The 16,378-nt window shown below is 71.1% G+C and carries 10 protein-coding genes; 1 reads left to right on the forward strand and 9 read right to left on the reverse strand.

The features are described 5' to 3' along the window. Positions 1-36: 36 nt before the first annotated feature. The 4 genes from ACN28I_RS22185 to ACN28I_RS22200 form a co-directional block, all read right to left on the reverse strand. On the reverse strand, positions 37-2,550 hold the full coding sequence (locus ACN28I_RS22185) for an ATP-binding protein (RefSeq protein WP_420943947.1): 2,514 nt from the start codon (positions 2,548-2,550) through the stop codon (positions 37-39). After that, positions 2,547-4,463, reverse strand: coding sequence for a selenocysteine-specific translation elongation factor (gene selB, locus ACN28I_RS22190; RefSeq protein ID WP_420943948.1), 1,917 nt, complete (start codon positions 4,461-4,463; stop codon positions 2,547-2,549). Before selB ends, ACN28I_RS22185 begins: the two co-directional genes overlap by 4 nt. Before the next feature lie 24 nt (positions 4,464-4,487). Then, positions 4,488-5,162, reverse strand: a complete 675-nt coding sequence (locus ACN28I_RS22195; protein ID WP_420943949.1) for a phosphoribosyltransferase — start codon at positions 5,160-5,162, stop codon at positions 4,488-4,490. Between the two features lie 99 nt (positions 5,163-5,261). Beyond that, positions 5,262-6,161, reverse strand: coding sequence for an Hsp33 family molecular chaperone HslO (locus ACN28I_RS22200; RefSeq protein ID WP_420948695.1), 900 nt, complete (start codon positions 6,159-6,161; stop codon positions 5,262-5,264). Positions 6,162-6,406: 245 nt separating this feature from the next. Here ACN28I_RS22200 and ACN28I_RS22205 point away from each other — a divergent pair, with 245 nt between their 5' ends. Further along, positions 6,407-7,126 (forward strand): succinate dehydrogenase, encoded by a 720-nt coding sequence (locus tag ACN28I_RS22205; RefSeq protein WP_420943950.1) that lies wholly within the window; start codon positions 6,407-6,409, stop codon positions 7,124-7,126. 82 nt (positions 7,127-7,208) lie between these two features. On the opposite strand, the gene ACN28I_RS22210 is transcribed toward ACN28I_RS22205, so the two are convergent. The 5 genes from ACN28I_RS22210 to ACN28I_RS22230 all read right to left on the reverse strand — a co-directional run bounded on the left by ACN28I_RS22210 (position 7,209) and on the right by ACN28I_RS22230 (position 16,285). Further along, positions 7,209-7,724, reverse strand: a complete 516-nt coding sequence (locus tag ACN28I_RS22210; RefSeq protein WP_420943951.1) for a single-stranded DNA-binding protein — start codon at positions 7,722-7,724, stop codon at positions 7,209-7,211. A 185-nt stretch (positions 7,725-7,909) separates the two neighbouring features. Next, positions 7,910-10,150 carry a D-alanyl-D-alanine carboxypeptidase/D-alanyl-D-alanine endopeptidase gene (gene dacB / locus ACN28I_RS22215; protein ID WP_420943952.1) on the reverse strand — a complete coding sequence of 747 codons (2,241 nt, stop codon included), beginning with the start codon at positions 10,148-10,150 and terminating at the stop codon, positions 7,910-7,912. Between the two features lie 245 nt (positions 10,151-10,395). Continuing rightward, positions 10,396-11,187 carry an SDR family oxidoreductase gene (locus tag ACN28I_RS22220; protein WP_420943953.1) on the reverse strand — a complete coding sequence of 264 codons (792 nt, stop codon included), beginning with the start codon at positions 11,185-11,187 and terminating at the stop codon, positions 10,396-10,398. A 134-nt stretch (positions 11,188-11,321) separates the two neighbouring features. Next, positions 11,322-13,709 (reverse strand): hypothetical protein, encoded by a 2,388-nt coding sequence (locus tag ACN28I_RS22225; RefSeq protein ID WP_420943954.1) that lies wholly within the window; start codon positions 13,707-13,709, stop codon positions 11,322-11,324. A 41-nt stretch (positions 13,710-13,750) separates the two neighbouring features. Further along, the gene (locus ACN28I_RS22230) at positions 13,751-16,285 is read right to left on the reverse strand and encodes an MYXO-CTERM sorting domain-containing protein (protein WP_420943955.1); all 2,535 of its coding nucleotides are present in this window, start codon (positions 16,283-16,285) and stop codon (positions 13,751-13,753) included. Positions 16,286-16,378 lie beyond the last annotated feature (93 nt).

The raw sequence follows: 16,378 nt of genomic DNA on the forward strand, positions 1-16,378 counted from the left end.
GGATGCGACCGCGAGTGAGGGGCGTCGATGCGTCGTTCACGGCAGGCTCGTCGGCTGGGTGAGGGGAAGGCGGAAGGTGAAGGTGGTGCCACGGCCCGGAGTGCTCTCCAGGGACAGGTCACCGTGGTGCTGCTCGATGATGCGCTTGACCACGGCGAGCCCCAGGCCCGTGCCCTGGGCCTTGGTGGTGAAGAAGGGCTCGAAGACGCGGTGCACCAGCTCGGTGGGAATGCCGCAGCCCTGGTCCACCACGTCCACGCGCACCATGTCCTTGTTGCCGTGCGCCTCGCGGCGGGCACGCACGTGGATGACCCCGCCCTGCGGCATGGCCTGCAGGGCGTTGACCAGCACGTTGACCAGCACCTGGCGGATGAGGCGCCGGTCCAGGGGCACGCGGGGCACGTCCGCCGCCACGTCGACGGAGAAGGTGACACGCTGGGAGCCCCCCTGCTGCTGGGGCCCCACGGCATCCATCCCGTCCTGCAGCACACGGGGCACGTCCTCGGCTTGCAGGATGAGCTCGCGCGGGCGGGTGTAGTCCAACAGGTCGCCCACCATGCGGTTGAGCCGGTCGCTCTCCTCCGCGAGGATGTCCAGCAGCATGGCCGCGTCGCCCTCGGCCTTGAGCAGGCGGCGCAGCGAGGCCACGGCGTTGAAGATGACGCCCAGCGGGTTGCGCACCTCGTGGGCCACGATGGCGGACAGCTCCCCGAGCGCGGCCAGCCGCTCGCGCTGGACCATCTCCGCGCGCGCGGCGGCCAGCTCCGCGTAGGAGGCCCAGAGCGACTCGTAGAGCTTGGCGTTGGCGATGGCCAGGGCGATCTGCCCGCAGGTGGCCTCGGCCAGCTCGACGAAGGCGGTGTCGAAGTTGCGCGGCTGGCGGGTGTCATCCAGCAGCACCACGCCGATGAGCTCCTCGCGCGAGGTGAGCGGCAGCGCCAGCAGGGCCTTCTCCTCGAAGCGGCGGACGAGCTCGCGCTGCGCCATGCCCTCGACCTTCGACAGGTCCGGCATGCAGACCGGCCGGCGCTCGCGGGCCACGCGCGCGGCGACGCTGCCGGCGTCATCCAACTCAATCACCACGCCGCGGAAGAAGTCGCGGTGGGTGGCGGAGGCGGCCGCTCCCCGCAGCACCCGGGCCTGCTCGTCGTGCAGGAGGATGAAGCAGTTGGAGACATCCAGCAGCTTGACGAGGAAGTCCGAGGCCACGTCCAGGATGCTGGCCACCTCCAGGGTGGCGGTGGTGGTGCGGGCCAGGTCCAACAGCAGGCGCGTGTCGGCGAGCTGCCGGGCGGACTCGGTGCGCAGGCGGCGTTGATCCAACAGCGTCATCAACAGCTCGGACAGCGTGCCCAGCAGCCGCAGGTCCGCCCCGCCAAAGGGATGCCCGGGCGGACGCAGCACCTGGAGGAGCCCGCGCGGGTGGCCGCCATGGGCCAGGCGCACCGCCGCGCCACAGCCCAGCCGGCCGCTCGTGGCCTCCATCAGCGCGCACTCCTCGGCCTCGTTGGAGAGCACCGCGCCCCGGGCCACCACCGCGGACGGCGACATGCCCCCCAGCGGCGCGGCGAGCACGGCCCGCAGCTCCCCATCCAGCCCCACCTGCGCCGTGAGGACGAGCTCGCCCTCGGGAACCGCGGGGGCATACAGCAGCACGGCCGCGGCGCCGAGCAGCGAGGCCAGGCGCGAGAGGAAGTCCTCGGGCGAGGGCGGCTCCGGCTGGGCGACGAAGCGCGCCGCCTCGGCCACCGCCACCATCTCCCACCGGCCCCGCTCCACGTCCGTCAGCAGCCGCGCGTCGGTGAGCGCGGCCCCCACCACCTTGGCGAAGAGCGCCAGCACCGAGCCGTAGGAGGGGGACAACCCCACCCCGGACACCCACAGCACCTCCGACAGCGTGGTGCCCAGGGGAAGGTAGACGGGCGTGGACTCGTCCCGGTCCGCGACGCCGAAGACGGGCCGTCCCTCGGACAGCGCGCGCAGCCCCAGCGCCCCATCCTCCGGAGCCGGGCTTCCGTCCCGGGCGAGGAAGCGCTCCCCATCCCGCACCAGGAAGCTCGCCGAGAAGCCCGCACCGGTCAGGCCCGCCAACGCCACCCGCCGCACCGCCTCCTCCGAGCGCGCCGCGACGAGCTCCGCGCTCGTCTCCACCAGGCGCTCGGCCACCACCAGCTCCGCCGGCCGCTGGCCCAGCACCAGACAGTTGATGAGCAACGCCGCGCCCAGCCCCTCGACCTCCACCTCCTGCACGTAGGACGCCACCTCCAGCGTCCCCCCATCCGCCCTGGGCATCAGGTAGCGCTGGGGGCCCGGCTCCTTCAGCGACCCCTCCTCCCGCCGCCGGTAGCGCGCCTCGAGCCGCGCCCGGTCTTCCGGACGCACGAACTCCAGGAAGAGGCGGCCCTCCACCTCCTGCCGGCCCCGTCCCAGCATCTCCAGGTAGGCGTCGTTGGCCGCCCACACCCGGCCCCCACGCGCCACGTACATGGGGTTGCCCAGGGACTCGAGGAGGGCCCTCAGGGCCGTCTGGCTGAAATGCTTCGTCGTCATGCGCGCCGCAGCACCCGTTTCTCTCCGACCCGCAGCGTTACCTTCTCGCGGTCGAAGTACTCCGAGAGGGGAATGACGAACTTCCGGCTCTGCCCCACCAGCTCCTTGAAGGCCTGGGTGGAAATCTCCTTCTTCTCGCGCAGGTGGGCAACCAGCCGCTCCTTCAGCCCCCCCAGTGCCCCGGCGTCGAAGAACAGCTCCTCGCTGACCCGCACCACCCGGCCCTCGGCCACCGCCACCTTGAGCAACTCCTGCACCCGCGCCGCCGGCAACCGCAGCCGCTCGGCCAGCTCGTTGAGCGTGGGCGGCGCCAACCCCGCCCCGGACAGGTCCGCCACCAGCCGCGTGCGCGCCGCGTCCTCGTCCAGCGACAGCGTGCGGCCCCGCCCCTTGAGGCGCACCACCTCCTTGTCCACCTCCACCTTCCCCGCGTCCGCCAGCGCCTGCACCACCCGGCTGAAGAGGCGCGCGTCCAGCTCGCCGCTCAGCCGCTGGCGCAGCTCCTCGCGCGACAGGCCCTCGCGCAGCGGCTCGCGCTCATGGAAGGCCGCGAGCAGCGCCAGGGCGCGCGCCTGCAGGCCCTCGAACACCTCGCCCGAGACGTAGAGCCGCCGCTCCTTGTCCACCAGCAGCGCCGTGCCCCGCGCACCGAGCAGCTCCAGCGCCCGGGAGAGCACCTTGGGCGCGAGCGCCGAGCGGGCGAAGAGCTCCTGCTGCGTGAGGCCCCGGTAGCCCGTCTGGCGCAGCAACCACGCCACCTGGCCGCCCGGCTCCGCCTCCAACAACGGGGCCACCACCTCGGCGCCTCCCTTGCGGCGGCGCGGCGGGGTGATGGACAGCACGCGCCCACCGGCCAGCGTGGCGCCCCGGCCCGGCAGCGCGCGCGAGCCCCGGAGGATGAAGCGCTGGCCCGGCAACGCCGCCAGCGGCCCGGACAGCCGCAACTGCGCGAGCGCCGTCTCTCCCGGCTCCAGCTTCTCCAAGTCGAGCAGCGCCACCGTGGCCTCCACCTGCGCGGTGCCCAGGTGCAGCAGCAGCTTGCGGCGCCGGGAAAGTCCCTCCTCCGCCGCGGGCAGCAGGCTCAGCTCCACGTCCAGCATGTGCGTCTCGGGCACCTCGCCGGCCTTCACCAGCACCATGCCCCGGGCAATCGCCTCGGGCTCCACGCCCGTCAGGTTCACCGCGGTGCGCTGGCCCGCCGCCACCTTCTGCACCGCCTCGCCGTGCATCTGCAGCCCGCGCACGCGCAACGGGCCCGGCAGGCCCGGCAGCAGCGAAATGGCATCCTCCACCGCGAAGGTGCCCGACAGCAGCGTGCCCGTCACCACCGTGCCGAAGCCCTTGATGGTGAAGGCCCGGTCCACCGGCAGGAAGGCGGGGCCCTCCGCGGGGCGCGAGGGCAGGCCCCGGGCCGCACGGGTGAGCGCGGCCCGCAGCGCGTCCAGCCCCTCCCCCGTCCGCGAGGACACGGGCACCACCGGCGCGCCCTCCAGGAAGGTGCCTCCCACCAGCGTGGCCAGGTCCGCTTCCACCAGCGCGCGCCACTCGGCGCCCAGCTCCGCCAGCAGGTCCGACTTGGTGAGCGCGATGACTCCGGCCTTCACGCCGAGCAACCGGCAGATGTCCAGGTGCTCGCGCGTCTGGGGCATCACGCCCTCGTCCGCGGCCACCACGAGCACCGCCAGGTCCACCCCGCCGGCGCCCGCCACCATCGCCTTCACGAAGCGCTCGTGCCCGGGCACGTCCACCACGCCCGCCACCGTGCCGTCGTCGAGCTTCAGGTGCGCGAAGCCCAGCTCGAGGGTGATGCCCCGGCGCTTCTCCTCCTTGAGCCTGTCGGTGTCGATACCGGTGAGCGCCTTGACCAGTGACGTCTTGCCGTGATCGATGTGCCCCGCGGTGCCGATGATCATCTCGCCCCTGGTTCTCCCTCCCGGCTAGGCGCCCGCCTTGTCCGGGTCCACGTCGAAGCGCTCGTCCTCCGTGACGGCCTCATAGTCCCACGGGAAGACGACGAGCGCGTCGGTGGGCAGCGCGCAGAAGCTCGGGGTGAAGCCACCGGGGCGCGCCACCAGCGAGGCGGTGTGCACCTCCCGGGCGCCCACCTTCTGCGCCAGGGCGGTGGCCAGCTCCAGCGTGTCGCCGCTGGAGACGACGTCATCCACGATGAGCACGCGCTTGCCCTTGAGCTCGCGCGGCATCTCCCCGCTCAGCTTCGGCTTGGCCGCGCCCTTGTCCCGGCTGCGGCGGCTGATGCGCACCGGGTAGAAGTCGCAGCCGAGTGCGCTGGACAGCGCCCCGCCCACGAACACCCCTCCGTGCGCCACGCCCACCACGGCCTGGGGCTTGAACGACTGGCTGATGGTGCGCGCCAGCTTCTGCACCGCGCGATCGAACTCCGCCCAGGACAGCTCCTGGACGCTCCGGTTCGAGCGCGACTGATCTCTCCCGGTGAGTTGGCGCGGCGCCTCCACCTGGGGCGCGAGAATCATGTCCGACGGGATGGAGACGAGCTTCTCCACCTGCTGCTTCGGGGAAGGCTTGCCCTTCGTGCCCTTGGGCGTTGCCTGGGTGGGCGGTGCCTTGGTGGGCGTTGCCCGCTTGATGGCCACGGGGAGGACTCCGGTCTGGGGTGCGGGCCGCGTCATACCCCGGGCGGCCCGGTGCCGCCACTCCCGCCGGAGCCTGCCTGCCTGCTCGACGGCTCCGGCTCAGCTCGTCGCCTGGGCCATCGACGCCAAAATCTCGCGAATCTCCTCCCCCGTGACGACGTAGTGCGTCGTACAGAAGTGGCAGTCCGCCCGGGCCTCGCCCTCGTTGGCGAGGATGTCCTCCAGCTCCGCCCGGCCCATGGTCACCAGGGCCCGCTTCACCCGCTCCTTGCTGCAGCTGCACGTGAAGGAGACGGGGTAGCGCGACATCACCTCCAGGTCCGGATGGGGCACCAGCGCCTTGAGGAGCGCCGTCGCCCCCTGGCCGCCATGCGCCTTCAGGGTGGGCTCGAAGTCCCGGGCCAGCCTGTCTCCCAACTCCCGGAAGGCCGCCTGATCCCCGTCCGGCAGCGGCTGGAGGAACAGGCCCGCCACGGTGCCCAGCGGCTCGGGGGCGCCATCGGCCAGGCCCGGCAGCACGGTGAGGTAGACGCGCGTGGGCAACTGGTCCGACATGGCGAAGTAGCGCTCCAGGTCCCTCGCGAGGTCGAAGGCCTCGAGCTCCACCGCCGAGCGGTAGTACTCCCCTCCTCCCAGGTCGCGCAGCACCGAGAGGAAGCCCTTGTTCCCCAGCGCCGGACGCCAGTGGTACGCGCCCTCGGCGCCCAGGTGCGACACGAGGGGATTCTTCGCGTAGCCGCGCAGCACGCCCGTGGTGTCCGCGTCCACGAAGAGGCCCCGCAGGGGGCCGTCGCACTCGAGCTGCAGGTTGACGCGCGAGTCGCTCTTCTGCTGCGAGGCGAGCAGGGCTCCGGCGGCCAGGCCCTCCGCCATCAGCAAGGCCGAGGCCGTCGCGGAGCGGTGCAGCTCGCGCGCCCGCCGGGCGAGCTCACTGGCGGTGACGAGCACCACGCGCAGGTCGGTTTCCTTCAACAATCCACTGACGAGTTCATCGGCCATAAGGTCTGGAAGTAGCGTGCCCACCCGCGAGCCGCTCGCCAATGACATTCAGACCCGGGGCTCCCCCGGCCGGGCTCCGGCCAGCGGGGCCTCCTGGGAAGCATCACCCGGGCTGATACCTCCGTGCGCCCGGACTGCCTCCACTCATGGCAGAAAATCCTCCCCTCGCGCCGGAAGGGCTATAACCCCCTGTCCGTCCGACTGTCACTCATGCGGCCCCCAACCGCGCGATGTCCGGAGTACCGATGAGCACGCACGCCGCCACCGCTACCGCCGTCCCCCAGAAGACACCGCTCCTCCAGTCCCGCCTGGGCTCGTTCCTCGCCATGGTGCCGCTGAGCATCTGGGTGGTGAACCACCTCTGGGACAACCTCGCCGCCTTCTACGGTGGCGCGGCTTGGCAGACGGCGGTGACCCAGTACAAGCACCCGTACGCGCAGGCCCTCACGTTCATCATCGTGATGCTGCCGCTGCTCTTCCACACCGGCTGGGGCCTGGTGCGCATGTTCAGCTTCAGGCCGAACAACATCGCCTACCCCTACTACGGCAACGTCAAGTACCTCGTTCAGCGCGTGGCCGCCGTGGGCGTGCTCTTCTTCCTGGGCGCCCACATCTGGCTGGCCTTCCTCCAGCCGCGGCTCATCTACGGCGGCGCGGAGCCCTTCGCCGCCATCGCCTACGAGATGCGCTGGCACGCGCCCACCATCATGGTCTACACGCTGGGCGTGCTGGGCACGGCCTACCACCTGGCCAACGGTCTGCAGGGCTTCGCCATGGGCTGGGGCCTGCTGGCCTCCGAGCGCTCCATGCGCCGCTTCGAGCCCTGGTCCATCGTCATCTTCCTCGTGCTGCTCGGCATGGGTTGGGGCGCCCTCTTCGCGCTCTACAAGGCCGGCGGCACCGAGGAGGTCATGCAGGAGCGTGCCCGCATCATGCAGGCGCGTGGCGTGCAGACGGACCACTGAGTCCCCGCCCTCCCCCAAGGCGAACGGCCGCCCCGGTCTCCCGGGAGCGGCCGTTTCACTTCCAGGCGCCGAGGCGCGCAACCTAGAACGGGATGTCGTCGTCCCCGCCGCCGTTGCCGCCACCGCCGCCACCCTCATCCATCCCCATGGGCGGAGGACCGTAGTCGTCGTAACCGCCCTGCTGCTGGCCGCCCCCGCGCTGCTGCGAGTAGCCGCCGCGTGCACCACCACCGCCACCACCGCCCGCGCCCGCTCCGGCGCCATCACGGCCGCCGAGGAAGGTCACCGCGTTGGCCACCACTTCGGTGGTGTAGTTCTTCCGGTTCTCCTTGTCGGTCCACTCCCGCGTCTGCAGGCGGCCCTCGACGTAGCACTGGCGGCCCTTCTTCAGGTACTCACCGCAGAGCTCCGCGAGCTTCCCCCACACCACGATGCGGTGCCACTCCGTGCGCTCCTGCTTCTGGCCGTTCTTGTCGGTCCAGGTGTCGCTGGTCGCGATGCGGAAGTTGGCCACCGCCTGGCCGCCCGGGGTGAAACGCACCTCCGGATCCGCGCCCAGGTTGCCGATGAGGATGACCTTGTTGACTCCTCCAGCCATGATGCCTTGCCTTTCCACGAGGACCGGTCCACCACGGACCGGTCACATTGCGTCGGGTGGGGGTCCAACACCCACCACCGGACTCGCCCTATAGCATACCGGGCGAGTCCCCACCTGAACAGGGATTCACCCGGTCATCCGTTCACCGCTGGGACGAGGGACGGGCAAGCGGCCAGGAGCCACGCTCACCCGCCCGGACGGGTATCGGCGGTGCGCTCGATGCCCGCGGGCCCCACCTGGACGGCCGAGGCCGGCGCCACCACCTGCACGGGCACCAGGGGCTTGGGGGCCTTCTCCTCGGCCACCTTGCGCGACAGCGTCCCATCCAGCGAGCGGGCGAAGTCCGCCAGCTTCGTGTCGGTGGAGCCCAGGCTCTTCTTGAGCGCCTTCCAGAAGGGGTGCTCCGCCTCACCGGCCTGCACCAGCCCCCGCGCCAGCAGCGTGGTGGCCGTCTCGCGGTCCTTCACCGCGGCGCCCTTGAGCGCCAGCACCAGCTCCTCGGGCGCCGTGCGGGCCACCGCCGTCAGGCCCTCGGCCATCTCCGACTCGGAGGAGGCATCCCCCGAGGCGGCCGAGGCCAGCTCGATGACGCGCGAGAGCGCCTCGGCGTTTCCGCTGGCGGCCAGCTCCACCATGCTGCCCAGGCCGGGCACTTCCACCGACAGCTCCCGTGCCACCGAGCGCAGCCGGCCATACACGTCCGTGCCCGCCGAGTAGCTGTCCAGCAGCGTGCGCACCCCGAGGTAGTCCTGCGGATTGGACTGGTAGAGGCTCTCGGCCACCACCGCCCGCACCGCCGGGTCGCGCTCGCTGCGCCACGCCGTGCGCAGGAAGCCGATGTTGCGCGCATCCCGCTGGCTGCCCAGCGCCAGGTACGTCTTCACCCGGCTGACCACCTCGGCCTGGGAGCTGCTGGACTGCTCGCCGCTGGCCAGCTCCGCCACCGCGCGCCCGGGACCCATGGTGGAGCCCACCGAGGCCACCGCCGCGCCCAGCGCATCCAGCCCGCGCACCACGGGGCCAGAGCGGCCCGGGTAGTCATTCACCATCATGGAGAAGATGAACTTCTCCCCACCGGCCGCCTGCACGTAGCCGCTCAGCGCCGACACGTTCTCCAGCGTGCCCGTCTTCGCGCGCAGCCGGCCCACCGCCTCCGTCCCGTCGAAGCGGTACCTGAGCGTGCCGTCCTTGCCGGCGATGCCCAGCGAGGACAGGTACTCGGGCGCCAGCGGGAAGCGCTCGTACATGTGGCGCAGGATGCGGTCGAACTGCGTGGCCGAGAAACGGTTGGCGTCGTTGAGGCCGCTGCCGTTCTTCATCACGTAGGTGCCGCGGGGGATGCCCACCTCGCGCGAGAGGAAGTCCTCCACCACGTCGATGCCCTTGGCGAAGCTGCCCGGCGCGCCCCGCGCCTCGGCGCCCATCGTCTTGAGGAGCGTCTCGGCCACGAAGTTGCTCGAGAGCTTGTTGAGCCGCTTGAGGATGATGTCGAAGGTGTCCGACTGGGCCACGTACACCAGCTTCGCCTTGGTGGGCGTGACTCCCGGCTTCACCTTGCCCTTCACCTTCACGCCCCGCGCGTTCAGCATCTGCTTGAGCGTCTGGCCGAAGTACATGGGCGGGTTGTCGATCTTCTTGTACACGCTCATGTAGGCGCCGCCGACCGGCACCTGGCCCCGGACGACGATCTTCTGCTGCGCCCCCGCGGCATCCGAGGCCACCGAGAAGCGGCGCGCCCGGGCATTGCCCGTGGTCAGCGCGTTCTCCACCACGAAGAACTCGCTCTGCGGCTCGATCTCCACCACGCCCTTGGCGCCGATGGCGTCACCGGGGCGCAGGTACACGCCCACCGCGTTCCAGTTGAGGCTCAGCGCACCCGTGGGCGCCATGTAGGCCCGGTCCGAGTCCTCCTGATCGAAGCCGGGCGGCGTGCGCTCGGCGTCGAACCAGGAGTCATCCACGATGATCTCCTGCACCTCGCGCAGGCCGGTGTGGAAGAGATCGTTCACCATGCCGAAGAGGCGCTCGGTGGTGACGGAGGGGTCCCCCTTGCCACGCACGTAGAGCGTCTTGGCCTTGAGGCCATCGGACTCGGCCTCCACGAGGAACTCGGTCTCGTAGCGGTACTCGGGCCCCAGCGTGACGAGCGCCGCCGCCGAGGTGACGAGCTTCACGTTGGAAGCGGGGTTGAGCAACTCGTCGGCGTTGTGGCTGAACACCACGCTGCCGTCATCGAGGCTCATCATGTGGACGGCCACGCGGCTGGCGCTGAGGGGCTCGCGCTGCAGCACCTGCATCAACGAGGCCTTGAGGGCCTCGCGCTCCGCGCGCTTCTTGTCGTCCGGCGCGGCGACACCCGCTCGCGGAAGCGTGACGAAAATGGCGACCGTCACGGCCAAGAGTGTTCTGGCTCGGTAGACCTGCACGTGCTCTCCGGGAAAGGTGAGGGCCATTATGGGAGGGGGATGGGGGGGCGGCAAGGGAGACACTCCACGAGAACCGCCCTCTTGGGCGCCCGGCCTTCCACCAGGCGGCAAAGCGTTACCCAATCTGTGGACCAGTGTTCGCTTCGTGAGAAAAACGGGCAGGCGGCCAGGCGGGTTTTCCGAGGGAAGCGCCTGCCCACCCGTGCCGACATGGCGGCGGCGTTGCGCTGGAGTGAGAGCCCGGACTACCAGGGAATGGATCGGCGGTTGCGGAAGAACCCGCCCGAGGGCCCGTCCGGGGGAAGCGTTGCGGCCCATACAATCGTGTCCGCGCCCTCCTCCACCCCTCGCGGCGCGTGCGCTCCGCCCATGCGCGTCTTCACCCAGCCGGGGCAGACGGCGTTGACGAGAATGTGACGCGGCTTCAGCTCCTCCGCGAGCAGGCGCGTCAGCGCGTTGAGCCCCACCTTCGAGACCCGGTAGGCCGAGCCCGGCCAGCCCCGCTGCGCGTACTCGCCGCTCCGCACGTCGTCGACGAACGTCCGCAGCAGCGCGACGAGCTCCTCCTTGGGCGGGGGCGGCTCGAAGCGCTGGCGGAGCGCGGGGGACAGCCCCTCCAGCTCCCCCACCCCGCTCGACACCATGACGATGCGGCCGTGATCCTCCATCATCGGCAGCAGGCGCTCGGTGACGTGCAGCACTCCGAAGAAGTTCGCGGCGAGGGTCCGCTCGGCGACGTTCGCGTCGAAGCCCTCCATGGCGAGGCCCGCGTTGTTGACGAGCGCCGCGAGCCGGGTGTCCTGGCGCTCGAGCCGGTCCACCAACTGGTGGAGGCTCTCCTGGGACGTGACGTCGAGCGGCTCGAAGGTGACGTCCAACCCCTCGGCGTGCAGGGACGCGGTGGCCTTCGCGCCCTCGGCGATGTCCCGGGCCGTCAGCAACACCCGCATGCCGAGCCGGCCCAGTTGCCGGCAGACCTCGAGCCCAATCCCCCGGTTGCCACCCGTCACGAGCGCCGTGCCCGTCGCATTCGCCATGTGCCTGCCTCCTCCGCGCGGCGAGGAGGTTAATGCCGGGCACGGCCGCCCGCCCGGTGCCGGAACGCACGAACTTGTCCAACTGTTGGACAACTTCGTGAAAAGCGCGCCCGGGAGACCGGACCCGGAATCCGTCAGGCGCGCAGCCTCCGGCGGGAGACGAGCAGCATCAGCACGGCCAGCGCCGTGAGCGCGAGCGCCGCCGGCCCATCTCCGCTGGTGCTGGAATCACAGGACCAGCCCACCGGGGACCGCATCGGTCCCGGCTCCCCGGCATCCGGCACGGGCGTCCCCCCTCCGTCCGGCGGCGGTGTTCCCCCGTCCGGCGGCGGTGTTCCCCCGTCCGGCGGCGGTGTTCCCCCGTCCGGCGGCGGTGTTCCCCCGTCCGGCGGCTCCGGCGTCGGAGCATCCAGGTCCACCGTCATCAGGAACATCTCCTTGGGGGAGTCGAGATTCGGGGTCGTGTCGTAGCCCGCGTCCGAGTACATCAGCTCCGTCGAGCTGGTGGAGCCGCCGATGAGCAGCCGCGCCGGGTTCAGTCTGTCGACCTGCAGCGCATAGACCTCCTCCTCCCCCTCTCCTCCGACGTACGAAGCCCACTCGAGCACGGGCTGCGCATCGAGGTTGACCCTCGCCACGAACCCATCCCACGCCCCCCCGGAGTAGGAGGAGTCGAATGCCGTGCTGGTGGGAAAGCCCAGCAGCGAGGTGGTCGTCCCACCGATGTAGACCCGCCCAGCGCCATCGGCCGTCAGGCTCCAGAGATATTCCACCCCCGCCGTGCTGCCCAGCAGCCCCAGCTTCTTCTGGGGCATGTTGCTGTCGGATGCATAGGCCGGGAACGTCGCCACGAAGACATCGGAACCGCCCCTGGCTCCACCGGCGAAGTCAGTCGATTCGGTGGTCCCGAACACCTGCACCTCCTGCTGCGTGGAGGGGCCCGCGATGCGCACGGCACGCCCCTCGTCGAACCTGCCGCCGCCCAGGGAGAACTGCTTCGCGATGCTGGGAGAGAGGGTGCCGCTCCCATTGACGACGGCGACGAGCGCATCCTGGGAGCCCCCCGACAGGGGTGCCGTGCGTCCGGTGACGTAGAGCGTGCCGGAGCCGTCGTGCGCGAGACCGTGCAGGGACTCGTTCCCCGGCCCCTGGACGAGCACGGTCCAGAGCGGCGCAATGGGCGTCACGTCGGGGTTGATGCGGGTGATGAATCCCTCCTCCCCCCGGATGGTGGGATCCGTGACGCCCTTGAGGTTCGGGATGTTCGTCGAGGTGGTATCCCCGATGACGTACAACTGGCCGTCGGGCGTCCGGAGCAGGTTGTTGACGAAGTCCACGTTGTTGCCGCCCAGGCGCACGAACCAGCCGAGCCGCGTTCCAGTGGGATCGAGCTGGGCGACGAAGCCATCCACCAACCCCAGGGTGGGACTGCTCGCCGTTCCTCCATCGGGCAACTGCCGCTGGAAGTCCGGAGAACCCGTGCTGCCCGCGATGTACAGCTCACCCGCGTCACCGATGGCCAGCGCCATGCCGACATCACCCCCGCCCCCGCCGAGCAGCGCCGACCAGATGAGCCCACCGTCCCTGTTGAACCTGGCGACGAGCACATCGGACACGCCCCCCAGGCCGCCGAAAGCACGGCTCACATCCAGCGGCGGGCTGAGCGGAGGCGTGTCGGTCGTCCCGACGATGAAGACATCCCCCGTGCTGTTCTGCTGGATGGCCCGGAGCGCGTTGTAGCTACCGCGGCCCCCCAGATAGGTGTTCCAGAGAACGAGCGGGTCCACCACCACCGGACGCTCGGGGTCCTCCACGTCCACCTCGATGGCGTACGCCCACCGGTCCTGGCCCACGGGCCGTGCGTGCGCGAAGCGGCAACCCACCGCCTTCATCACCCCGTCCGCCCCCTCCTGCTCGCAGTGCAACCCCTGCTCTCGCAGCACGCCCTCCCCCAGGTCCACCTCCAGCGCCCGCCCCTCCTCCACCACCCGCACCTCCCGCGCACCGTCGTACTCCAGCTCCACCCGCCGCAAGTCCGCCCCGCGCTCGGCCCGGAAGCCGTACTCCACGCCCTCGGCACGCTCCTCGAACCACAGCTCCACCCCGGGCAGCACGCCCGGGTAGCGCAGCCCGCCGTAGGTGGGCACATCGCGCTCCCAGGAGGCCTCCGGCCCCAAGAACCGGTGGAGCTTCGCCTCCCGGGGATTCTCCGCCCGGGGCGGCACCGGACGCCCACCGGCCACGCGCCAGCTCAGGGCTCGTGACTCCTGGGTGCGCGAGGGCAGGCGCAACTCCACGCCGCTGTCGGTGAAGAGCGCGCGCGAGCGCAGGTGGCGCAACTCGTACCGTCCCGCCGGACCCTCGGACACCGGGGCGATGCCCGGCCGGAAGACGGGCGCCTTCAGCGGGTCCGCCGGGTGGACCACGGCCGGAGCACTGGAAGACCCGGGCTGGCCCATCGCCCCACACACCACGAGGATCGCCGCGGCTGCGGCCACCACACCCAACGAACGATGAGACACGGCAGCCCCCCTACAAAAGAGAACGAATCAGTGTCCTCCCCTCATCCGGGGCGGTCCGCCCGCGTCCGGCGGCGAGCAAGCAGCGCCAACCCGGCGAGAATGCCGAGCAAGAGGGCACCCGGCCCACCGCTGGTTCCACTGGCATCACAGGACCAACCCAGGGGAGAGCGGAGCGGGCCCGCGTCCTCGCCCGCACCCGTCCCAGCGTCATCGTCGGGCCGCGTTCCCCCGTCATCGCCCGCCTCCGTCCCCGCGTCCTCGCCCGCATCCGTCCCCGCGTCCTCGCCGGGATTCGTTCCCCCGTCCGCGGTTAGATCCACCTGGAGGAGGAACAGGTCACCCTCGCCGGCCGGCGCCTTCCCGCCGCTCGTGCCCGGAGCCAGGTCACTGGAGCTGGTGGTGCCACCGACCAGGAGGCGCCCCGGGAGCTGATTGCTCAGGGCGAGCACCGCGTCATCCTTCTCGCCCCCCACCAGCGTCGCCCACGAGGGAGCGCCCGCATCCACTTCCAGCCGGGCCACGAACCCCTCGGTAAGGCCCGCGCCGAAGCGCGTGTCGAAGGCAGCCACGAACGGGAAGTCATTCGCCGAGGTGGTCCTCCCCCCCAGGTAGACGATGTTCTTCCCGGCCACGGCGCTTCGGTCGACGGCCAGTGCCAGCCCCTCGTCATCTCCTTCGGCGCCTCCGAAAGTGCTCGAGCCCTGCAGGGCGAACGTGTCCTTGTCGAGCGCCACCACGAAAGCATCGGACATGGAGACGCCGGAGCCCGTGATCAGCGGGAAGCCCGCCGAGCGGGTCGTCCCACCCACGAAGAGGCTGGTACTGCCGGACCCCTTGAGCGCGAGCGCACGCCCCTCCTCGTTCCCCAGGCCTCCCAGGTAGAGGCTCTTCTCGACCGTACCGGCATCCGGGTCCACTCGCGCGACGAAGACGTCGTCGTTGCCCGCGTCCCCCGCGTGCTGCCGTGTGACCGAGAGCGCCGGGAGCATTCCCAGGGAGGCCGTCCTGCCCGTGACGTAGACCTTGCCCGCGTCATCCAGGGCGACCGCGTAGACGACATCATCATGGGACCCGCGCCCCACGATAGACCACTCCAACGTGGCGGCTTCGGGGCCGCCCGGGCACGTGAACCCCGTATCCACGGAGGGCACGGAAGGAAGGAGCCGCGTCACGAACGCATCCACGCTCCCGTCCCTCCCCCCCTCCACGCCGGCATCATACGGCTCCTCGTCCCCGCCCGAGCCCGCGTCCACGCCTGCGTCCACGCCCGCATCCGGGGCCAAGGCGTCACCGGGAAACACCGGGGAGGAGGTCTGCCCCACGAGGTAGAGGCGGCCATCCGGCCCGGAGGCGATGCCGTGAGCGACCTCGTTCCCCACTGGCGTCCCCACGAGGAAGACCCCGAGGAACTTGAACGCCTTGGGATCGAACTGGGCCACGAAGGCATCCGACCTCACCGGCGCACCAACCCCCGGGGTATACGCCCCATGGTTGAGGCAGTAGGTGGGGAGGTTGGGGAAGTTCGTCGACGTGGTCCCACCCGCGACGTACACCATGCCGTCCTTGCCGATGGTGACGGCCTGGCCGATGTCTTCGCCGCCCCCGTGCAAGGCCCGCCACCCCCTGAACCCGCCATCCGCGTGGAAGCTGCCGATGAGCACGGCCTTCGCGGTCGGACTCACCATCGGCAACCCATCGATTTCGATGTCGTTGCCGGTCCCGAGATCCTGCTGCATGAGGGTCCCGACGACGAAGATCTCCCCCGCGTCGGTCACGGCCATGCCCCCGAACGCATCGTCGCGAGACCCACCGAGGTAGTGGCTCCAGCGGATGACCGGGTCCACCACCACCGGGCGTTCCGGCTCCACCACGTCCACCTCGATGGCGTACGCCCAGCGCTCCCGGCCTACCGGGCGTGCGTCCGTGAACCGGCATGCCACCGCATACGGGGTGCCATCCGCCTCCTCCTGCGCGCAGTGCAGCCCTTCCTCGCGCAGCACGCCCTCGTCCAGGACCACCTCCAGCGCCCGCCCCTCGTCCACCACCCGCACCTGGCGAGCGCCGTCGTACTCGAGCTTCACCCGCTTCAGGTCCGCCCCGCGCCCGGCCCGGAAGCCGTACTCCACGCCCTCGACATGCTCCTCGAACCACAGGTCCACGCCCGGCCGGACCCCCGGGTAGAGCAGCCTGCCGTAGGCAGGCCCCTCCGACTCCCAGGACTTCTGCGGCCCCACCCGCCGGTGCAGGTTCGTCTCCCGCGGCTTTTCCGCCCGCGGCCGCACCTGACGCCCACCCGCCACGCTCCAGCCCACGGTGCGGGACGGCTGCGTCCGCGAGGGCAGATGCACCTCCACCCCCCTGTCGGTGAAGACGGCTCGCGAGCGCAGGTGGCGCAGCTCATAGTGTCCCTGCGTGCCCGCGGGCACCGGGGCGATGCCCGGCCGGAAGACGGGCGCCATCCGTTGGGCTGGTGGCTCCATGGCCGAAGCACTGGAAGACGCGGGCTGGCTCAGCGCCACCCACGACACGAGGATGGCTCCGGCCGCGGCCACCAAACCGTACAGATGACGAGACACGAGCGCCCCTCTCCAGAGAAAACAAATGCTGACGCCCTACACGCAAGGAGGCGAGGCCTTCCGGCGGCGCGAGCCGCCCGAAGCCTCGGTACT

Source organism: Archangium gephyra (genome assembly GCF_049060025.1).
Lineage (GTDB): Bacteria > Myxococcota > Myxococcia > Myxococcales > Myxococcaceae > Archangium > Archangium gephyra_A.

Bases quoted from the DNA above. Each gene is read 5' to 3' on its own strand.
- ACN28I_RS22185 (WP_420943947.1), bottom strand. From the start codon at position 2,550: ATGACGACGAAGCATTTCAGCCAGACGGCCCTGAGGGCCCTCCTCGAG.
- selB (WP_420943948.1), bottom strand. From the start codon at position 4,463: ATGATCATCGGCACCGCGGGGCACATCGATCACGGCAAGACGTCACTG.
- ACN28I_RS22200 (WP_420948695.1), bottom strand. From the start codon at position 6,161: ATGGCCGATGAACTCGTCAGTGGATTGTTGAAGGAAACCGACCTGCGC.
- ACN28I_RS22205 (WP_420943950.1), top strand. From the start codon at position 6,407: ATGAGCACGCACGCCGCCACCGCTACCGCCGTCCCCCAGAAGACACCG.
- ACN28I_RS22210 (WP_420943951.1), bottom strand. From the start codon at position 7,724: ATGGCTGGAGGAGTCAACAAGGTCATCCTCATCGGCAACCTGGGCGCG.
- ACN28I_RS22220 (WP_420943953.1), bottom strand. From the start codon at position 11,187: ATGGCGAATGCGACGGGCACGGCGCTCGTGACGGGTGGCAACCGGGGG.